Below are 14692 nucleotides of genomic sequence, written 5' to 3' on the forward strand. Positions count from 1 at the left end.
TGCTGGCTGCTAAAAAATGTGAGATAAAAGTCCAAACGACATATAATTTTGATATAAAAGTCAAAACGCCATGATTTTTACCATTTCTGTTGTAATAGTGTCAAGAAAAACAGAACAGTGTAAAGTCCTTTACAGAACAGTGAATCCTATTAAAATATTTGATATTTTTTTAAAAATAATAACCATTCAACAATCAAACAAGAACGCTGTTTTATAATAATCGGGGGCAATATGAACAAACTCCTTCGCGCGGCGGCCATCCAATTCAATATTGAACTCGGCTACATCGATGCCAACCTTGACCAAGCGATTGCAGCTCTGCGGCGAGTATCTTCACAGGGCGCAAAATTAGCCGTGCTGCCAGAAATGTGGAGTTGTGGATACGATTATCGCAACCTGACAGAACTGGCCAAAGAGACGCCCCGCGTCCTCAAAGAAATCCAAACAGAATGCCGAAAGCTGGGCCTAGTGACGGTTGGCAGCCTTCCCGAACTGGAAAATGGATCGATCTACAACACTGCCTACATTATCGATAATGGCGAACAGGTCGATAGCTACCGTAAGTTGCACCTGTTTTCGACCATGCGCGAAGATCAGTTTCTCGGCCCTGGCAACCGGTCATTGGTGGTAAAAACTTCTCTTGGGCGACTAGGAATAGCCATCTGCTACGACTTACGTTTCCCCGAACTGTTTCGCAAGCTGGCCCTGGAAGGAGCGGAAATCATCTGCTTGCCCGCCGAATGGCCGAAACCGCGCCAAGAACACTGGAAAACCCTCCTGAGAGCCCGCGCGATAGAAAATCAGGTCTTTGTCGTCGCCGCCAACTGCTGCCGCGTACAGGGCAAGCTCGATTTTTTCGGCTTGAGCCAACTGGTCTCCCCCTTGGGCAATATTCTAGCGATTGCCGGAGAGGAAGACACCGAACTGGTTGCCGATTTCGACTTCACTGAAATGGAAAAATACCGTGCCCAGATCAATATTCTGGCCGATCGGCGGGCAGATATCTACGGTACCCCCTGAGCCAAAAACTAAAAAGTCTCCAGCAAACCAAATACCTTCAGGTGTTCACGCAGCCTACTCTTATCGATCAGCTAGACCAGCCAGGCTTCACACTGTGACTTGAATGCCTGCATGATGTTCTTTTTGTCGTTCAATGGTGAAATCATTATCACCTTGACAGCATCTTACCCATGATGGTTTTCCAAACCTTCTAGGACACGAATCTTCTTCAGCACCTGCTGCCCGTCTATATCCGGCATCATGATATCGAAACAAATCATATTTCTGACTAGTACCATTCCGACTGCTAACTCATCAATGTGCAACAACGCCATAAAACCAAATTCATCACAGAAAAAATTGTTCTGTTTTGTCCGCAGAAAGATATCTCACGCGTGGATTTCTTAAAACTCTGCAACCATTCAAGGCTATCTGAATTGCAAACATGGAATAAAGAACCTAACAATCAATTTTTTTGACCACCGCAAAGTCCAAGTGTTACTGGAGCCAGCGGCTAACGGTCGGGGCCTTTCAGCATCGCCCCTGCTTCCGGCATCCGCCCACAAGCGCGGATTCCGGCCAGCATGAGCAAACTGATAACCAGCAACATCGCCGTCGCCCCAAACCACTGGGCAATTAACCCGGCCAGCCCGCTTAAGATGGCGAGCAGGCCGATCAGGCTGTTGCTGAATGCCGTGTAGGTAGCCCTCTTTTCTGCTGGTGTGGCATCGACCAGATAGGTTTTGCGCCCCAGGCGCACGCCGGCTTCCGCCAAGCCGATCAGCATAAAGACAATCAGGTAGCCCAGATACTGCAGCGACCGGTTCGGCAAAATCGCCAGCAGCAGCGTCAGAAATACCGCTCCGGCAGCAATTTGCACACTGCGCAGCATCACCTGCCGGCTGGTGCTGTCGGCCATCCGCCCCCAAAAAGGGCTGCTGACAATCTGCGACAGGCCAACAGCAACCACCAATGACCCTACATTCTGTACGTTAAGCTGCAACAGCTGTCCGGCATGCAGTACCAGAAACGGAGCAACCAACTCGACAGTCAACAGCAGCCCTCTGGCGACAAGGAAACGTCTGAAACCGGGATAACGCCGGTAAAAATCGATCCCTTCGCGCGCCTCCGCCAGCGCATTGCGACCGCTCTGGACCGCTCCGGGCTTTTCACGGATCAAAGCAAAGCAGCCCGCCGCCAGCAGCCAAAGCAAAGCGGCAAAAAACAGCAGGAAGATCACCGCCGCCAAACTGTTTGAGCTGCCCTTCAGGCCACTGAGCAAAACTCCGGCCAGACCGGTCAGGATACCGCCGACAAAAGCGCGCTGAGCCAGCAATTTCCCCCTGTGCCCTTTATTGATGGTTTTGCCCAACACATCCTGAAACGCTACCGAGGCAGTACCGCTGGCGGCGCTGAACATCAGCAGCAGAAGCAACAGAAGAATTCCGGCAAGACTCGGCGAAAACCAAAGGGCAACCGGAATCATCAGTAACAGACAGAGACACTGCGACAGACCGGCCCCAGCCCAGACCCATTTGCGTACTGTCAGGCGACGGATCTGGCCAGCCACCAGCATCTGTGGCAACAAAGAAAAGGTCTGCTTGATCGGCAGCAGAAAGCCGAGCATCCAGACCGGGGTACCGATCAACTGAAATAACCAGGGAAGGATCAGGTTAGGGCCTGCAATCTGTTCGGCTAGCTTGGAGACCGCGCCGTTGCCGACGTTAACCCGGAAGTTCCAGCCGACCTCGCTGCAGGCTTCTTCCGGAATCGACATGCAGGCCCTGTCGAGAGCATCGTCCCCAGCCAGCACACCGAGCAGATGTTTTTTCAGGGCACGAATCATTCAGTTACTCCGCCAGTGGCTGAGCGTGCTCTCGATATCTTGCCGGTACCTGCTGCAGGCTGTCGGCGAACTGCAACGCTCCGGACTCGTCGACATATAGATAGCGCTGCGGCTTGGAGGACTTATCCGGGACTTGCTGTTGGGTCGCCTCGATCATCTGTTCGATCGATTGCCCCGACTTTTTGGCTGTCGTTTCAAAACCAAACAGATTGAGCAACCGCCCCCGGAAATCGATATAAAAGGTCTGTGCCTGCGTTACCCCCGGGATCTCAATCGGCACCAGCACCAGCAACCGATCAACAGCAGTAAGCAGCGCAACACTCAATAAAAACCAGGCAAATAATTTTAACAACTTAAGCTTCAAGGGTGTCTCCATCCAGCACGTGATCCGGCAAGTGTACCGCCGCACACGGGCAAACTCAACACCTGCCTTACAGTTGCACTTTCGCATAGCGATGTGCAAGAATAGCTAGCTTTGAATATTAATGAATCAAGGAGCTCGAAGAATGAGTGAATCACAATATGACGTCATCATCATTGGCGGCGGCCCGGCAGGTATGACCGCCGGCCTATATGCCTCCCGTGCCATGCTGAAAACCCTGATGCTAGAAAAAATGATCATGGGCGGTCAAATGATGACCACCACCAAGGTGGAAAACTGGCCCGGCTATCCTGGAGGAATCGACGGCCCGGAGTTGATGATGAAGTTCCAAGAACACTGTGTCGAGTTCGGCCTGGAAACCGGTTACGGCGTGGTAGAAAAAATCATCGACAACGGCGACAGCAAAACGCTGATCGTCGATGGAAAGGAGCTTACCTGCCAAGCTGTGATCATCGCCACTGGGGTCATTCCGCGTAAACTAGGCCTCGATGGTGAAGAAGGGCTGGTCGGTCGCGGTGTATCCTACTGTGCCACCTGCGACGGAGCCTTTTTCCGCGACGTGCCGATCGCGGTGATCGGCGGCGGCGACACCGCTGCAGAAGAGGCCCTGTTTTTGACCAAGTTCGCCAGCAAGGTGATCATGGTCCACCGCCGTGACGAGTTACGCGCCACCAAGATTCTGCGCGACCGGATCGCCAAAAACGAGAAGATAGAAATAGCCTGGAACTCGGTGGTCGACAAGTTGCTCTTCGACAACACCGGTCTGACCGGTGTGGTGCTGAAAGATACCCAAACCGGTGAAATTCGCGAAGTCACCTTGAGCGGAATATTCGTCGCCGTTGGCGTTAGCCCGACAACCAGCTTTCTCAATGGCCTGATCGAACTCAACGAAGCAGGCTACATCAAAGCTGGCGAGGACACCCACACCAACGCGCCCGGCATCTACGCCGCTGGCGATTGCCGGACCAACATCCTCAAACAGGTTTCAACCGCAGTCGGCGACGGTGCTGTCGCCGCGATCATGGCGGAAAAGTATATTGAAGAACTGAAACATGCCTGACATCGTCAGCTAACTTAACACCTTGATGAAAGGGGCTCTGCAATGAGCCCTTCATCTGTTCAGGAGGGGGACAGATGCTCTCTCACCTGCATTAAGTTAGAACGATAATAGGCCAAAACATCTGGTGTATAGCTTCGCTCTTTTGCCTCGGAATCTAAATATTCGATTTTAACCGGCTGTTCTTCAAAAAACCTTACGGCCAAATTGAAGTCGAGAAGAATATTGGAATTTTTCAGTTTAATCTTGAAACTTCCCTATCTATCCGATACGAATTCAAAAAGAACGTGCTGGAGATGTTGCGCCAGCCGCTTGAGGACGGTCGGATCAGCATCAGCCGGGCGGCGCTCAGCCTGACCTACCCGGCCGATTTCATGCTGGTGGCAGCGATGAACCCCTGCCCCTGCGGTTTTCTGGGGAACACCAACCAGAAGCATCCCTGCACCTGCACGCCGATGATGATCCAGCGCTACCGCAGTCGCCTGTCTGGGCCGCTGCTCGACCGGATCGACCTGCACATCGAGGTGCCGCGGGTACCGCACAAGGACCTGAGCGCAACAACCTCTGCCGAAAGCAGCCCCACCATTCGCGAACGGGTCAAACAGGCACGCCATGTTCAGCGGGAGCGCCTGAACGAATTCGGCCTGCATACCAACTCACAGATGCAAAGTCGTCATATCGGCCGCTTCTGCCAGCTCGATGATGCCGGGGAGAAGCTGCTGGAACAGATCACCAGCCGCCTCGGCCTGTCGGCGCGCAGTTATACCCGTATCCTCAAGCTGTCGCGGACCATCGCCGATCTGGCCGGACAACCGCGGATCGAGCGGCATCACCTGGCCGAAGCGGTTCAATACCGGGGTCTGGACCGAAAAACCTGTTAGTATGCTCGCAGAACAGTAAAATCCTTTTACAAGATAAATATTTGTGAATTTATCTATTTATTGATATCTTGTTACCACTCACACTAAACATTGTTATCCATGAAACATTAATATGATATTTGCATGGTTCCAAAGAGGTTCTCAGATGAAAAAAATCACCGTACTTGTTATCTCCGCCCTGTTACTGTCCGCTGGCCTGCTGGTTGCGATGGGATACGAGGACCAACAGCTACACGCTTCCTGCAACTACTGCGGCATGAACCGCGTCAAATTCGGCCACAGCCGGATGTTGATCGAGTACGTCGATCAGAGCAGTGTCGGCACCTGCAGCCTGCATTGCGCAGCGGTCGAATTTGCGGTAACTATTGACAAAGACCTGCAAACGATCAAGGTTGCTGATTTCAACAGCAAAGAGCTGATCGATGCGGAAACAGCATCCTGGGTGATCGGCGGCGACAAACCGGGCGTGATGACCTCACGTGCCAAATGGGCTTTCAGTGACCAGGCGGCAGCGGAAAAGTTCGTCAACAGCCACGGTGGTAACCTTGCCGACTTTGATCAGGTGATGAAAGCGACGTACGAAGATATGTACATGGATACCAAGAAGATCCGCAACAAGCGTAAAATGAAAAAAATGAACATGTCACACATGGAGCACAAGTAAATTTTATGCGCATCCTGATTTATCTTTTACTCTGCCTTTTGCTCTTTTCCAGCAGCTGCTTTGCCAAACAGCCGCAGCAGCCGGACAAGAAAGAACGCTGCCCGGTTTGTGGGATGTTCATTTCGCCCTACCGTGACTGGATGGGAACCATTCTGTTCAAAGATGATTCGCAACTGTTTTTCGACGGCGCCAAAGACCTGTTTCGTTATTATTTTTCCCTGCCGAACAAAAACGATTCCCGAACCCGCGACGATATCGCCGAGATTTATCTGACAGATTACTACAGTGTGCGCCTGCTGCCGGTCAACCAGCTGTTCCTGGTGCTGGGCAGCGACGTCTCCGGCCCGATGGGACATGAGATGATTCCTGTCACCGGAGAAGAGGCTGCTAAAACCTTCGCCAAAGATCATAACGGGCAGAAGATTATCTCCTTTGAGCAGCTGACCCCGCAGTTGATCCCGAAAGATTGATGCAACGCTCACTAGCCTTCGGCGCTTACCTACTTTTTTCCAGCCTACTGCTGGCGCTGTTACTCTACAGCGGCCGACAACAAGCAGACACGGTCGCAGAGCATTATTTCCCGGCCAACCGCCAGCTGGTTAAACAGCTCGGCCTGACCGATCTGTCCATCTGGAGCGAAGCCCGCTACACCCGTCATCCTTCACAGGCCGATCTGTTCACCGCCTTTCAAGACTACCCCGGCGCCTTCGACCACTTTCCCGCCGGATCGATTATCGGCCCCGGCTGCCTACAAGGCAGCCCCAGCCTTTCCTTCCAGAAAAGGGGGCAACCCTGATGTCGGCCAGGCTGAAAATCCTTGAACACGCGCTCGCCTCCATGGCCCGCCGCAAGCAGAAGAATTTTGCCATTATCGCCGTTTATACCTTAACGGTGGCAACACTGGCCTCGATCCTTTTTTTGACCCAGGCGCTGCGCAACGAAGCGGCCAATGTCCTGCTTGGCGCTCCCGACTTGGTGGTGCAGCGGCTGCTCGCTGGACACCATGATCTGATTCCCAAGCAATATGCCGAGCAAATCGCCAAATTGCCAGGAGTCGGCAAAGTCACGCCACGGGTCTGGGGCTACTACTACGACAGCCTGAAAAAGGTCAACTTCACCCTGCTCGGCGTCAACGACGCAAGCGAACCACCGTTACTCGCCGGCCACCTTCCGACCAGCGGCCGCCAATGCGCCCTCGGCAGAGGGATCGCCGATACCTACGGAGTGGAGATCGGTGACAGCCTGGTGCTGGTCGACTCTAAAAACCGGACCCTCCTGTATGAAATTACCGGCCTGTTCAGCCATCAATCGAGCCTGCTGACTAACGACCTGATCCTGCTCCCCGAAGCGGAACTGCGCCGCTTCTTTGCCTTGCCCGACAGTCAGGCCAGCGACCTGGCGGTACAGGTCTACAACGAACAGGAAGTCTCGACCCTGGCGAAAAAGATCAAACACCAGCTGCCCGACACCCGCCCGATCGGCAAAATGGAGATCCTGCATACCTACGATACCGTGTTCAACTGGCGCAGCGGTATCATGCTGACCATCTTTTCTTCAGCGCTGATCGCCTTCTGCATCCTCGCCTGGGACAAAGCCACCGGCATCAGCGCTGAAGAAAAGCGGGAGATTGGCATCCTCAAAGCGATCGGCTGGGAGACAAGTGATGTGCTGCTGCTGAAATTCTGGGAAGGACTCGCGGTTTCACTCTCCTCCTTCCTGCTCGGCACCATCATCGCCTATCTGCATATTTTCTTTTTCGGCGCCGGCGTGCTGGGTCCGGTGATTCAGGGCTGGTCGGTGCTGTTTCCGAAGTTTGATCTGACCCCGGCGATCGACCTCTACCAGATCTTCGCCCTTGCCGGCCTGACCATTATCCCCTATATCGCCTGCACCGTGATCCCCTCATGGAAAAATGCCGTGACCGATCCCGACAGCGTGATGAGGAGCTGAACCGATGGCCGCCCTGATTCAAGCGCACACGCTGAGCAAAATCTACAACCGCCATCAGGCCGACGAAGTCCGAGCGCTGAGTGAGGTCACTTTTTCGGTCGAAGCAGGGGAGGCAGTGGTCCTACAGGGCCCGAGCGGCTCTGGGAAAACTTCGCTGTTGAGCCTGATCGGCTGCATGACCCGCCCGACCTCCGGCCAGCTCAGGATCGGGGAAAAAGAGGTCTCCAGGCTGCCGGAACCGTTTCTCGCCCGGGTTCGTCGCGAGACCTTCGGCTTCATCTTTCAGCAGCTTAACCTGCTGCGCGACCTGAGCGTACTCGACAATATCCTGCTACCACTCTACCCGGCTGATCTGAAAACGGCCGAAATGCATTCGCGGGCGGAACGGGTGCTGGAGCAGCTCAACCTGCTCGAAAAACAGCGAATGAAAGTTGCCCAACTCTCTGGCGGCGAACAACAGCGGGTCGCCATCGCCCGTGCATTGATCAACCAGCCGGAGATTATCATCGCCGATGAACCGACCGCCCACCTCGACAGCACATTAAGCAAAGAGTTGCTGGTGATTCTGGAGCACCTGAAGAAGGACGGCAAAACGATCGTCTTCGCCACCCACGATCCATATGTTTATCAGCATCGACTGGTCGACCGCCGTTTCTCTATGCATGACGGTGTCCTACGGAAGGCCGAATAACTGTGCTGCTGAACCCCGGTATTCTCGCCCTGCTGCTCGGCTGTTCGCTCGCCTTTGCCATGCTGCTCTATGCCGCCTGGCTCGGCCTGCGGATCCTTTCGCGCTGGGACCCGCAAAGCAGTTCGGAAGCCCAGCTACAGCTGGAGCGCAGAACCTACCTGGTCTCCACCCTGACCAATTATGCCTTTAGCTTTGAAATACTCTCCGGGCTACTGTTCATCTTCACTCTTGAGGACATTCACAGTCTGTTCATCGGCGCCATGTGCGCTACCGGTACGCTCAACGCCAACCAGATCGGCTGGCTGGTCCTGCTGATCAAAATCGTCCTGTTTTTCACTGCTGCGATCTGGGTGCACTTCAACCGGCTCGACCAGCGCACCGAAGATACCCCACTGGTGCGGCCCAAATATCTCGGGCTGCTGTTGCTGACTCCGCTGGTCGGCCTCGACCTGCTGTTGCAATACAGCTACTTCACCGGATTACAGCCGGAAATCATCACCTCATGCTGTGGCTCACTGTTTACCCTCGGCAGTGACAGCGTCGCCAGCGAACTGGCCGGCCTGCCGGTGGAACCGACGATGCTGACGTTTTTCCTGGCTGCCGGAATCTTTCTGATTCTTTTGGTGCTCTGCCTCAGCTCCAAGCTAGCGCTGTTCCGCTACCTACTGTTCGTTGCCAGTTTGGGACTGTTCTTCGTTTCTCTGGCCGCGATCGTCTCTTTTATCTCGCTCTATATTTACCAGATGCCGACTCATCACTGCCCCTTCGACATGCTGCAGGCCAACTACGGTTTCATCGGCTACCCTCTCTACGGCGGGTTGTTTATCGGCTGTCTGTACGGCTTGTTGCCCGGGCTGGCACAGCTGTTGCCGAAGACGCTTTCGCTCCACATCGAGATCGAAAAAACCGAGCGCCGGTGGCTGTTGCGGGCGTTTTTCGCTATAGTGATCTTTTTGCTGATCGTTGCCGGTCCGATCCTGCTCGGCCCCTTTATCCTGTTGAGCTACTGAATCGATGAAAACCAAAGCTATCCTGTCACTGCTGGCCATTATCGCCATCACGGCCCTGCTCTATTTCCTGACCTTGGATGAGGAGCGCTACCACCGTACCCAGGTCGATTATCCGATTCCACCGGTCACCCTTCTGGACGAGCATGGCCAGCCGGTGGTTTTGCGTGATTTTCTGCTGGTCGACAAGCCGGTTATGCTGGAATTTCTTTTCACCTCCTGCACCACCCTCTGCCCGAATCAGGCAGTGCAGTTTGCCAACTTCCAGAAAAAACTGCCGAACAGCGAACAGGTCCGGCTGGTTTCGATCACCGTCGATCCGGAAACCGACACCCCGGCAGTGCTGAACCACTACCTGCACCAGTACCAGGCGCTGCCAGGCTGGGACTTTCTGACCGGCAGCAAGTCCGACATCAAGCAGGTGATGACCGCCTTTAACATCAAACCTTCCGACATGATCACCCACGATTCGTCTCTGCTGCTCCGCCATCCAAAAACCGGCCAGTGGACCAGAATCGACGGCCAACTGAGCAGCCAGGACTTCATCCACGAGCACCAACTCCTGCTCCAATAAGCCCGCCCTTCACACTGAACTTTATTTTTCCGCTAAAGATTGACAGCTGCCGGCTATAACGTAAAACTTTTTATGTCTGCATGCTTTGCCCCCGGGAGTTGTCCGACATGCCAGAAGAGAACACCTTTTTCCTGCCGGTCAAAGACCACTGTCACCGCGGCCTGATCACCTGCCACATCGAAGACAAAATCATCGACGCCAGCATCATCATGCGCGATAAAAGCATCTCCAGCATTATCGCCTGCGATGATAAGGGAGAGCCGGTTGGCATCATGACCGATCGTGACCTGCGCAACAAAGTGGTGGCCGGGCGGGTCGATCCGGAAAAATCGGTGGTGCGGGAACTGATGACCGCCCCGGTCATTTCGGTCAGGGAAGAGGACACCCTGTTCGAGGTGCTCTACCAGATGTCGCGGCACCGGATTCACCGGGTCGGCGTCATCGACGGTCAGAACCGGCTGGTCGGCATCATCAACGAATCGGACATCATCCGCCTTCAGAACCGCTCACCGCAGAAGCTGCTCCGCTCCATCGACGAGGCGACCAGCGTCGATGACCTGAAAGAAATCCACGATCACATGGAAGAGCTGATCGTTTTTTTGCGCAGCAGCGGGGTTTCGACCCGCGATCTGGTGCGGCTGATCTCGCTGCTGAACGATCAGATCAACCTGCGCCTGATTAATGTCCTGCAGCAGGAGAACTTCCCCGCACTGCCAGAAAGATGCGCCTATCTGGTACTCGGCAGCGAGGGGCGCCGTGAGCAGACCCTGAAAACCGATCAGGACAATGCCATCATCTATGCCGACGAACTGACACCGGAAGAGATCGACAAGCTCCGTGATTTTTCCCAGGTGCTGATCGATGCCCTGATCGAAATTGGGGTCCCGGAATGCCCCGGCGGTATCATGGCTAAAAACCAGTTCTGGCGGCGCAGCATCAGCGACTGGAAAGACACCATCGACAGCTGGATCGCCACCCCGAGCGGCGAGAATATCCTCAACTTCAGCATGTTTTCTGACATGCGCACCCTCTGGGGGGACTCCTCCCTGGAACTCGATCTGCAGCGACACGTTATCCAGCGCGCCAGCGAGAACGGCATCTTTCTCGCCCACATGGCGGCCAACGTCTGTCGCTTTCCACCCCCACTCGGCATGTTCGGACGGATCAAGGCTGAAAAAAACGGGCCACATATCGGCATGATCGATCTGAAAAAGGGCGGAATCTTCGCCATTACCGAAGGGGTGAAAACCCTGGCGCTGGAAATCGGGGTTCTCGAAGGGAGTACCACCGACAAACTGAAGGTGTTGCAGGAGCAGGAGGTGCTCAACGAAAAACAGGTTGGCGACCTGGACGCTGCCTTCAATCTGCTGACCTTTTTTCGCCTACGCAGCCAGATCGCCGCGCGCGTCGCCGGCCGCGATCCGGACAATCACATGGCCCCCAGTTCATTGAACCGGGTGGAACGGGGAAGACTGAAGGTCGCCCTGGAAGTGGTAGAGTCGTTTCAGGGGTCGCTCAGCTCACACTTCCAACTGAACATGCTGCGCCGCTAATCCTCTTTGCTCCAGGTTGAGTTATTTAGCCAGTGGCCTGATCTAGTCCATGTTCTCCCGTCATCTGAAACGCTTCCGGATCACTGCGATCTCCTCTTCCGGCAACTGCAGCCACTGCAGAAAGCTCTGGTGGGCCTGCGGGTAGTGGGCCTCAAACAGCCGATGCCACCGCTCCATCATCTCCTCGCTTAAGTCGGTTTGCCGAAACAACTCGACCCATTGTGTTTTTCCAATATCCTCCGCCATTGTCAGACTCCTTTCTCGCCGCTGAAGTTAGCTGATAATTCTAACTTAAAGTGTGCCGCGGTAGTCGGATCAAGGAGAAATCAGGAAAATGCGACTGCCTTTATGTTAAAATTTTTCCTCATCTAATTTCCTTTCTGATAACGGGCACTAGCAAATGGAAAATTTCAAATCTTTTTTCAAAAAAGAATCGACTGCCGGTATCCTGCTGATTTTTTCGGCCATATTCGCCATTATCCTGGCCAACACCCCCCTAGCAAACTATTACGAACTGCTGATCAATACCCCGGTGGCTGTACAGATCGGCAAGCTGGAAATCGCCAAGCCGCTTCTGTTGTGGATAAACGACGGCTTGATGGCGGTCTTTTTCCTGCTGGTCGGCTTGGAACTGAAACGGGAAATGCTGCAAGGGGAGCTTTCACAGCTGAGCAACGTAATTCTGCCAGGGATTGGCGCAATCGGTGGCATGCTGGTCCCGGCTGCAGTTTACCTGCTCTTCAACTATCAGAACCAGACTGCGGCCCAAGGGTGGGCGATCCCGGCGGCCACCGATATCGCTTTTGCGCTCGGCGTGCTTTCGTTACTCGGCTCACAGGTTCCGACCAGCCTGAAAGTGTTCCTGACGTCACTGGCGATCTTCGATGATATCGGCGCCATTCTGATCATCGCCATTTTCTATACCGCCAACATCTCTTTTTCCGCATTGCTCATAGCGACCACCTGTCTGATTTTATTGTTCATTATCAACCGTATTGGTGTACATGAGCGGGCGCCCTATTTTGTCATCGGCATGATCATGTGGGTAGCGCTGCTCAAATCGGGTGTGCACGCGACCCTTGCAGGAGTATTGTTGGCCCTGTTCATCCCGATTAAACCCGATAAAGAGCACGCGGAATCGATGCTGCATGAGCTGGAGCACGAACTTCACGGTCTGGTCGCTTTCGTGATCTTACCGTTGTTCGCTTTTGCCAATTCGGGAATCAACCTCGCCAATGTGGGGCTTGACTACCTGCTGCACAACGTCCCGCTGGGGATCGCCTGCGGGCTTTTTTTCGGCAAGCAGATTGGCATCTTTTCTTTCTGCTGGCTCGGCATCAAGCTCAACCTGACCCGCCTGCCCCAGGGGATGAGCTGGACCAGCCTGTACGGTATCGCTCTGTTGTGCGGGATCGGTTTTACCATGAGTCTGTTCATCGGCTCGCTGGCCTTTGAAGAGACCGGCACCAACCAGCTGTTCGATGAGCGACTCGGGATCATCATCGGCTCGCTGCTCTCCGGAATTGTTGGCTACTTGGTCCTCAAGCGGGTGCTCAAGCACGGATAAGCAGAATCAACTGTCCTGCGTCCGCAGGAAGAATGCGCCATTGACTGACAAACAGCATCTGCTATGCTCGGCGCATGATTCGACTGTTACTTCTCTCTATTCTTATTCTTTTGTGCTCCTGCAGCACCCGGCAGCCAGCGGCTGTGCCAGTGAGTGGATCCGACCCGATCTCGGGCCTGCTGGAACAGGTCCCTCCGTTTACAGAGACAATACCGCAGCCAGAATCGAAGCAGCAGTCAACCAAACCTTTGCAAAAAATGGGTTTTTCAACCCAAGTCGGCGCGTTCAGTCAACTGGACAACGCAGTGCGACTGGAGAACTCGTTGAAAGGGCTGGGGGTAGATGCCTATTATTTCCGACATGATGACGGCCTCTACAAGGTTCGTTTCGGTAACCACCGCGAATACTATGACGCCCGCAGCGAAGCGGAACAGTTGCAGCAAAGCGGTGTTATCGACAAATTCTTCATCGTCATTCCCGAGGACTATGCGGTAGCAAAAATCGCCAAAAGCGGCCATGGCAACCTGCGTGATGAGTTGGTCAAAACCGCTCAGCGCTTTCTCGGCGTACCGTACCGCTGGGGTGGCGAAGATCGCAAAAACGGCTTCGACTGCAGCGGCCTGACCATGGTCAGCTACCGCCTGAACGGCCTCAACCTGCCGCGCAATTCGCGCATGCAGTTCAACGCCGGACGCTCTGTCGCCAAAAACCGGCTGCAAAAGGGCGATCTGGTGTTCTTCGCCACCAAAGGCGGAACGCGCGTGACCCATGTCGGCATGTACGCCGGCAACAACCAGTTCATTCACGCGCCGCGCACCGGCAAAACCGTCCGCTTCGCTAGCCTGGCAAATAAATTCTGGAAAAGAACCTACGTCGGCGGACGCAGTTATCTCTGAAATGAAAGAAGAAAAGATGAAGCTGTTACATATTTACGGCAGCCCCCGCCAGCAGGGCAACACCGCCGACATTTCGGCGGTCTTCTGTAAAGTGGCAGAACGCCATGGGGCGAGCGTCGAATGTTACGATTTGAACCGGCTCAGCTATCGCGGTTGTCAGGCCTGCTTCGCCTGTAAAAAGAGTTCCGAACGCTGCGTGCTGCAGGACGATATCACCCCCGCCCTCGATGCGATCCAAGAAGCCGATGTAATCCTCTTCAGCAGCCCGGTCTATTACACCGATGTGACCGCGCAGCTGAAGGGCTTCATCGATCGCACCTTCAGCTACTTCGTCCCCGACTACTGGAAACATGAGAAGAAGAGTCGCCTGCGACCGGGCAAACAGCTGGTCTTCCTGCTGGTGCAGGGTGCAACCGACGAAGAACGTTTTAATGACATCTTTCCCCGTTACCGGGAGATCTTCTCCTGGCATCCCTTCAAGCAGATCCACCTGCTGCGCGCCACCGGGGTCTACAGGCCGGGGCAGGCGGCAAAACGGCCGGATATAATGCTGAAAGCGGAACAGCTCGCCGAGCGAATTTTCACCAGAGGCACTTAAAACATAAGCGCCCCCGCTCTTACGAAC

General features: G+C 54.4%; 17 protein-coding genes. 14 read left to right on the plus strand and 3 right to left on the minus strand.

Translation table 11 applies throughout. The features are described from left to right. Positions 1-231 precede the first annotated feature (231 nt). Positions 232-1020 carry a carbon-nitrogen family hydrolase gene (locus Q7J88_RS03225; protein WP_303720714.1) on the plus strand — a complete coding sequence of 263 codons (789 nt, stop codon included), beginning with the start codon at positions 232-234 and terminating at the stop codon, positions 1018-1020. Between the two features lie 493 nt (positions 1021-1513). On the opposite strand, the gene Q7J88_RS03230 is transcribed toward Q7J88_RS03225, so the two are convergent. Together Q7J88_RS03230 and Q7J88_RS03235 are read right to left on the minus strand one after the other, a co-directional pair. Continuing rightward, complete coding sequence (locus Q7J88_RS03230) at positions 1514-2845, minus strand: MFS transporter (RefSeq protein WP_303720715.1); 1332 nt, start codon at positions 2843-2845, stop codon at positions 1514-1516. Positions 2846-2849: 4 nt separating this feature from the next. Then, positions 2850-3209 (minus strand): hypothetical protein, encoded by a 360-nt coding sequence (locus Q7J88_RS03235; RefSeq protein ID WP_303720716.1) that lies wholly within the window; start codon positions 3207-3209, stop codon positions 2850-2852. 142 nt (positions 3210-3351) lie between these two features. Here Q7J88_RS03235 and trxB point away from each other — a divergent pair, with 142 nt between their 5' ends. From trxB to Q7J88_RS03285, 10 genes are all read left to right on the plus strand, one after another. Next, positions 3352-4287: a thioredoxin-disulfide reductase gene (trxB, locus tag Q7J88_RS03240; protein WP_303720717.1), complete on the plus strand. Its 936-nt coding sequence runs from the start codon at positions 3352-3354 to the stop codon at positions 4285-4287. 260 nt (positions 4288-4547) lie between these two features. Further along, positions 4548-5165, plus strand: coding sequence for an ATP-binding protein (locus tag Q7J88_RS03245; protein WP_303720742.1), 618 nt, complete (start codon positions 4548-4550; stop codon positions 5163-5165). A 145-nt stretch (positions 5166-5310) separates the two neighbouring features. After that, positions 5311-5829: a nitrous oxide reductase accessory protein NosL gene (locus tag Q7J88_RS03250; RefSeq protein ID WP_303720718.1), complete on the plus strand. Its 519-nt coding sequence runs from the start codon at positions 5311-5313 to the stop codon at positions 5827-5829. Positions 5830-5834: 5 nt separating this feature from the next. Beyond that, positions 5835-6299 (plus strand): nitrous oxide reductase accessory protein NosL, encoded by a 465-nt coding sequence (locus Q7J88_RS03255; protein ID WP_303720719.1) that lies wholly within the window; start codon positions 5835-5837, stop codon positions 6297-6299. Then, on the plus strand, positions 6299-6625 hold the full coding sequence (locus tag Q7J88_RS03260; RefSeq protein WP_303720720.1) for a hypothetical protein: 327 nt from the start codon (positions 6299-6301) through the stop codon (positions 6623-6625). The genes Q7J88_RS03255 and Q7J88_RS03260 overlap by 1 nt, the downstream gene beginning before the upstream one ends. Then, positions 6625-7779 carry an ABC transporter permease gene (locus Q7J88_RS03265; RefSeq protein WP_303720721.1) on the plus strand — a complete coding sequence of 385 codons (1155 nt, stop codon included), beginning with the start codon at positions 6625-6627 and terminating at the stop codon, positions 7777-7779. Before Q7J88_RS03260 ends, Q7J88_RS03265 begins: the two co-directional genes overlap by 1 nt. A 4-nt stretch (positions 7780-7783) precedes the next feature. Then, positions 7784-8470, plus strand: a complete 687-nt coding sequence (locus Q7J88_RS03270) for an ABC transporter ATP-binding protein (RefSeq protein WP_303720722.1) — start codon at positions 7784-7786, stop codon at positions 8468-8470. Positions 8471-8472: 2 nt separating this feature from the next. Continuing rightward, positions 8473-9480: a hypothetical protein gene (locus Q7J88_RS03275; RefSeq protein WP_303720723.1), complete on the plus strand. Its 1008-nt coding sequence runs from the start codon at positions 8473-8475 to the stop codon at positions 9478-9480. A gap of 4 nt (positions 9481-9484) precedes the next feature. Next, positions 9485-10051 carry an SCO family protein gene (locus Q7J88_RS03280; protein ID WP_303720724.1) on the plus strand — a complete coding sequence of 189 codons (567 nt, stop codon included), beginning with the start codon at positions 9485-9487 and terminating at the stop codon, positions 10049-10051. Positions 10052-10158: 107 nt separating this feature from the next. Then, positions 10159-11604: a DUF294 nucleotidyltransferase-like domain-containing protein gene (locus Q7J88_RS03285; RefSeq protein WP_303720725.1), complete on the plus strand. Its 1446-nt coding sequence runs from the start codon at positions 10159-10161 to the stop codon at positions 11602-11604. A 60-nt stretch (positions 11605-11664) separates the two neighbouring features. Here the strand turns inward: Q7J88_RS03285 and Q7J88_RS03290 are convergent, their stop codons facing one another. Next, a complete protein-coding gene (locus Q7J88_RS03290; RefSeq protein ID WP_303720726.1) occupies positions 11665-11850 on the minus strand; it encodes a hypothetical protein in 186 nt (61 codons plus the stop codon). A gap of 154 nt (positions 11851-12004) precedes the next feature. On the opposite strand from Q7J88_RS03290, the gene nhaA reads away from it, so the two are divergent. From nhaA to Q7J88_RS03305, 3 genes are all read left to right on the plus strand, one after another. Then, entirely contained in the window at positions 12005-13171 is a 1167-nt protein-coding gene (gene nhaA / locus Q7J88_RS03295) for a Na+/H+ antiporter NhaA (protein WP_303720727.1), read from the plus strand. A gap of 149 nt (positions 13172-13320) precedes the next feature. Beyond that, positions 13321-14067 (plus strand): C40 family peptidase, encoded by a 747-nt coding sequence (locus Q7J88_RS03300; protein ID WP_303720728.1) that lies wholly within the window; start codon positions 13321-13323, stop codon positions 14065-14067. 16 nt (positions 14068-14083) lie between these two features. Further along, complete coding sequence (locus Q7J88_RS03305) at positions 14084-14665, plus strand: flavodoxin family protein (RefSeq protein WP_303720729.1); 582 nt, start codon at positions 14084-14086, stop codon at positions 14663-14665. Positions 14666-14692 lie beyond the last annotated feature (27 nt).

It is taken from the genome of Malonomonas rubra (assembly GCF_003247215.1).
Lineage (GTDB): Bacteria > Desulfobacterota > Desulfuromonadia > Desulfuromonadales > Geopsychrobacteraceae > Malonomonas > Malonomonas rubra_A.

What these genes read in the sequence shown, in the direction of transcription:
- Q7J88_RS03280 (WP_303720724.1), top strand. Translation starts at nt 9,485, where the DNA reads ATGAAAACCAAAGCTATCCTGTCACTGCTGGCCATTATCGCCATCACG.
- Q7J88_RS03290 (WP_303720726.1), bottom strand. Translation starts at nt 11,850, where the DNA reads ATGGCGGAGGATATTGGAAAAACACAATGGGTCGAGTTGTTTCGGCAA.
- trxB (WP_303720717.1), top strand. Translation starts at nt 3,352, where the DNA reads ATGAGTGAATCACAATATGACGTCATCATCATTGGCGGCGGCCCGGCA.
- Q7J88_RS03285 (WP_303720725.1), top strand. Translation starts at nt 10,159, where the DNA reads ATGCCAGAAGAGAACACCTTTTTCCTGCCGGTCAAAGACCACTGTCAC.
- Q7J88_RS03225 (WP_303720714.1), top strand. Translation starts at nt 232, where the DNA reads ATGAACAAACTCCTTCGCGCGGCGGCCATCCAATTCAATATTGAACTC.
- Q7J88_RS03305 (WP_303720729.1), top strand. Translation starts at nt 14,084, where the DNA reads ATGAAGCTGTTACATATTTACGGCAGCCCCCGCCAGCAGGGCAACACC.
- Q7J88_RS03255 (WP_303720719.1), top strand. Translation starts at nt 5,835, where the DNA reads ATGCGCATCCTGATTTATCTTTTACTCTGCCTTTTGCTCTTTTCCAGC.
- Q7J88_RS03265 (WP_303720721.1), top strand. Translation starts at nt 6,625, where the DNA reads ATGTCGGCCAGGCTGAAAATCCTTGAACACGCGCTCGCCTCCATGGCC.
- Q7J88_RS03260 (WP_303720720.1), top strand. Translation starts at nt 6,299, where the DNA reads ATGCAACGCTCACTAGCCTTCGGCGCTTACCTACTTTTTTCCAGCCTA.
- Q7J88_RS03250 (WP_303720718.1), top strand. Translation starts at nt 5,311, where the DNA reads ATGAAAAAAATCACCGTACTTGTTATCTCCGCCCTGTTACTGTCCGCT.
- nhaA (WP_303720727.1), top strand. Translation starts at nt 12,005, where the DNA reads ATGGAAAATTTCAAATCTTTTTTCAAAAAAGAATCGACTGCCGGTATC.
- Q7J88_RS03230 (WP_303720715.1), bottom strand. Translation starts at nt 2,845, where the DNA reads ATGATTCGTGCCCTGAAAAAACATCTGCTCGGTGTGCTGGCTGGGGAC.
- Q7J88_RS03270 (WP_303720722.1), top strand. Translation starts at nt 7,784, where the DNA reads ATGGCCGCCCTGATTCAAGCGCACACGCTGAGCAAAATCTACAACCGC.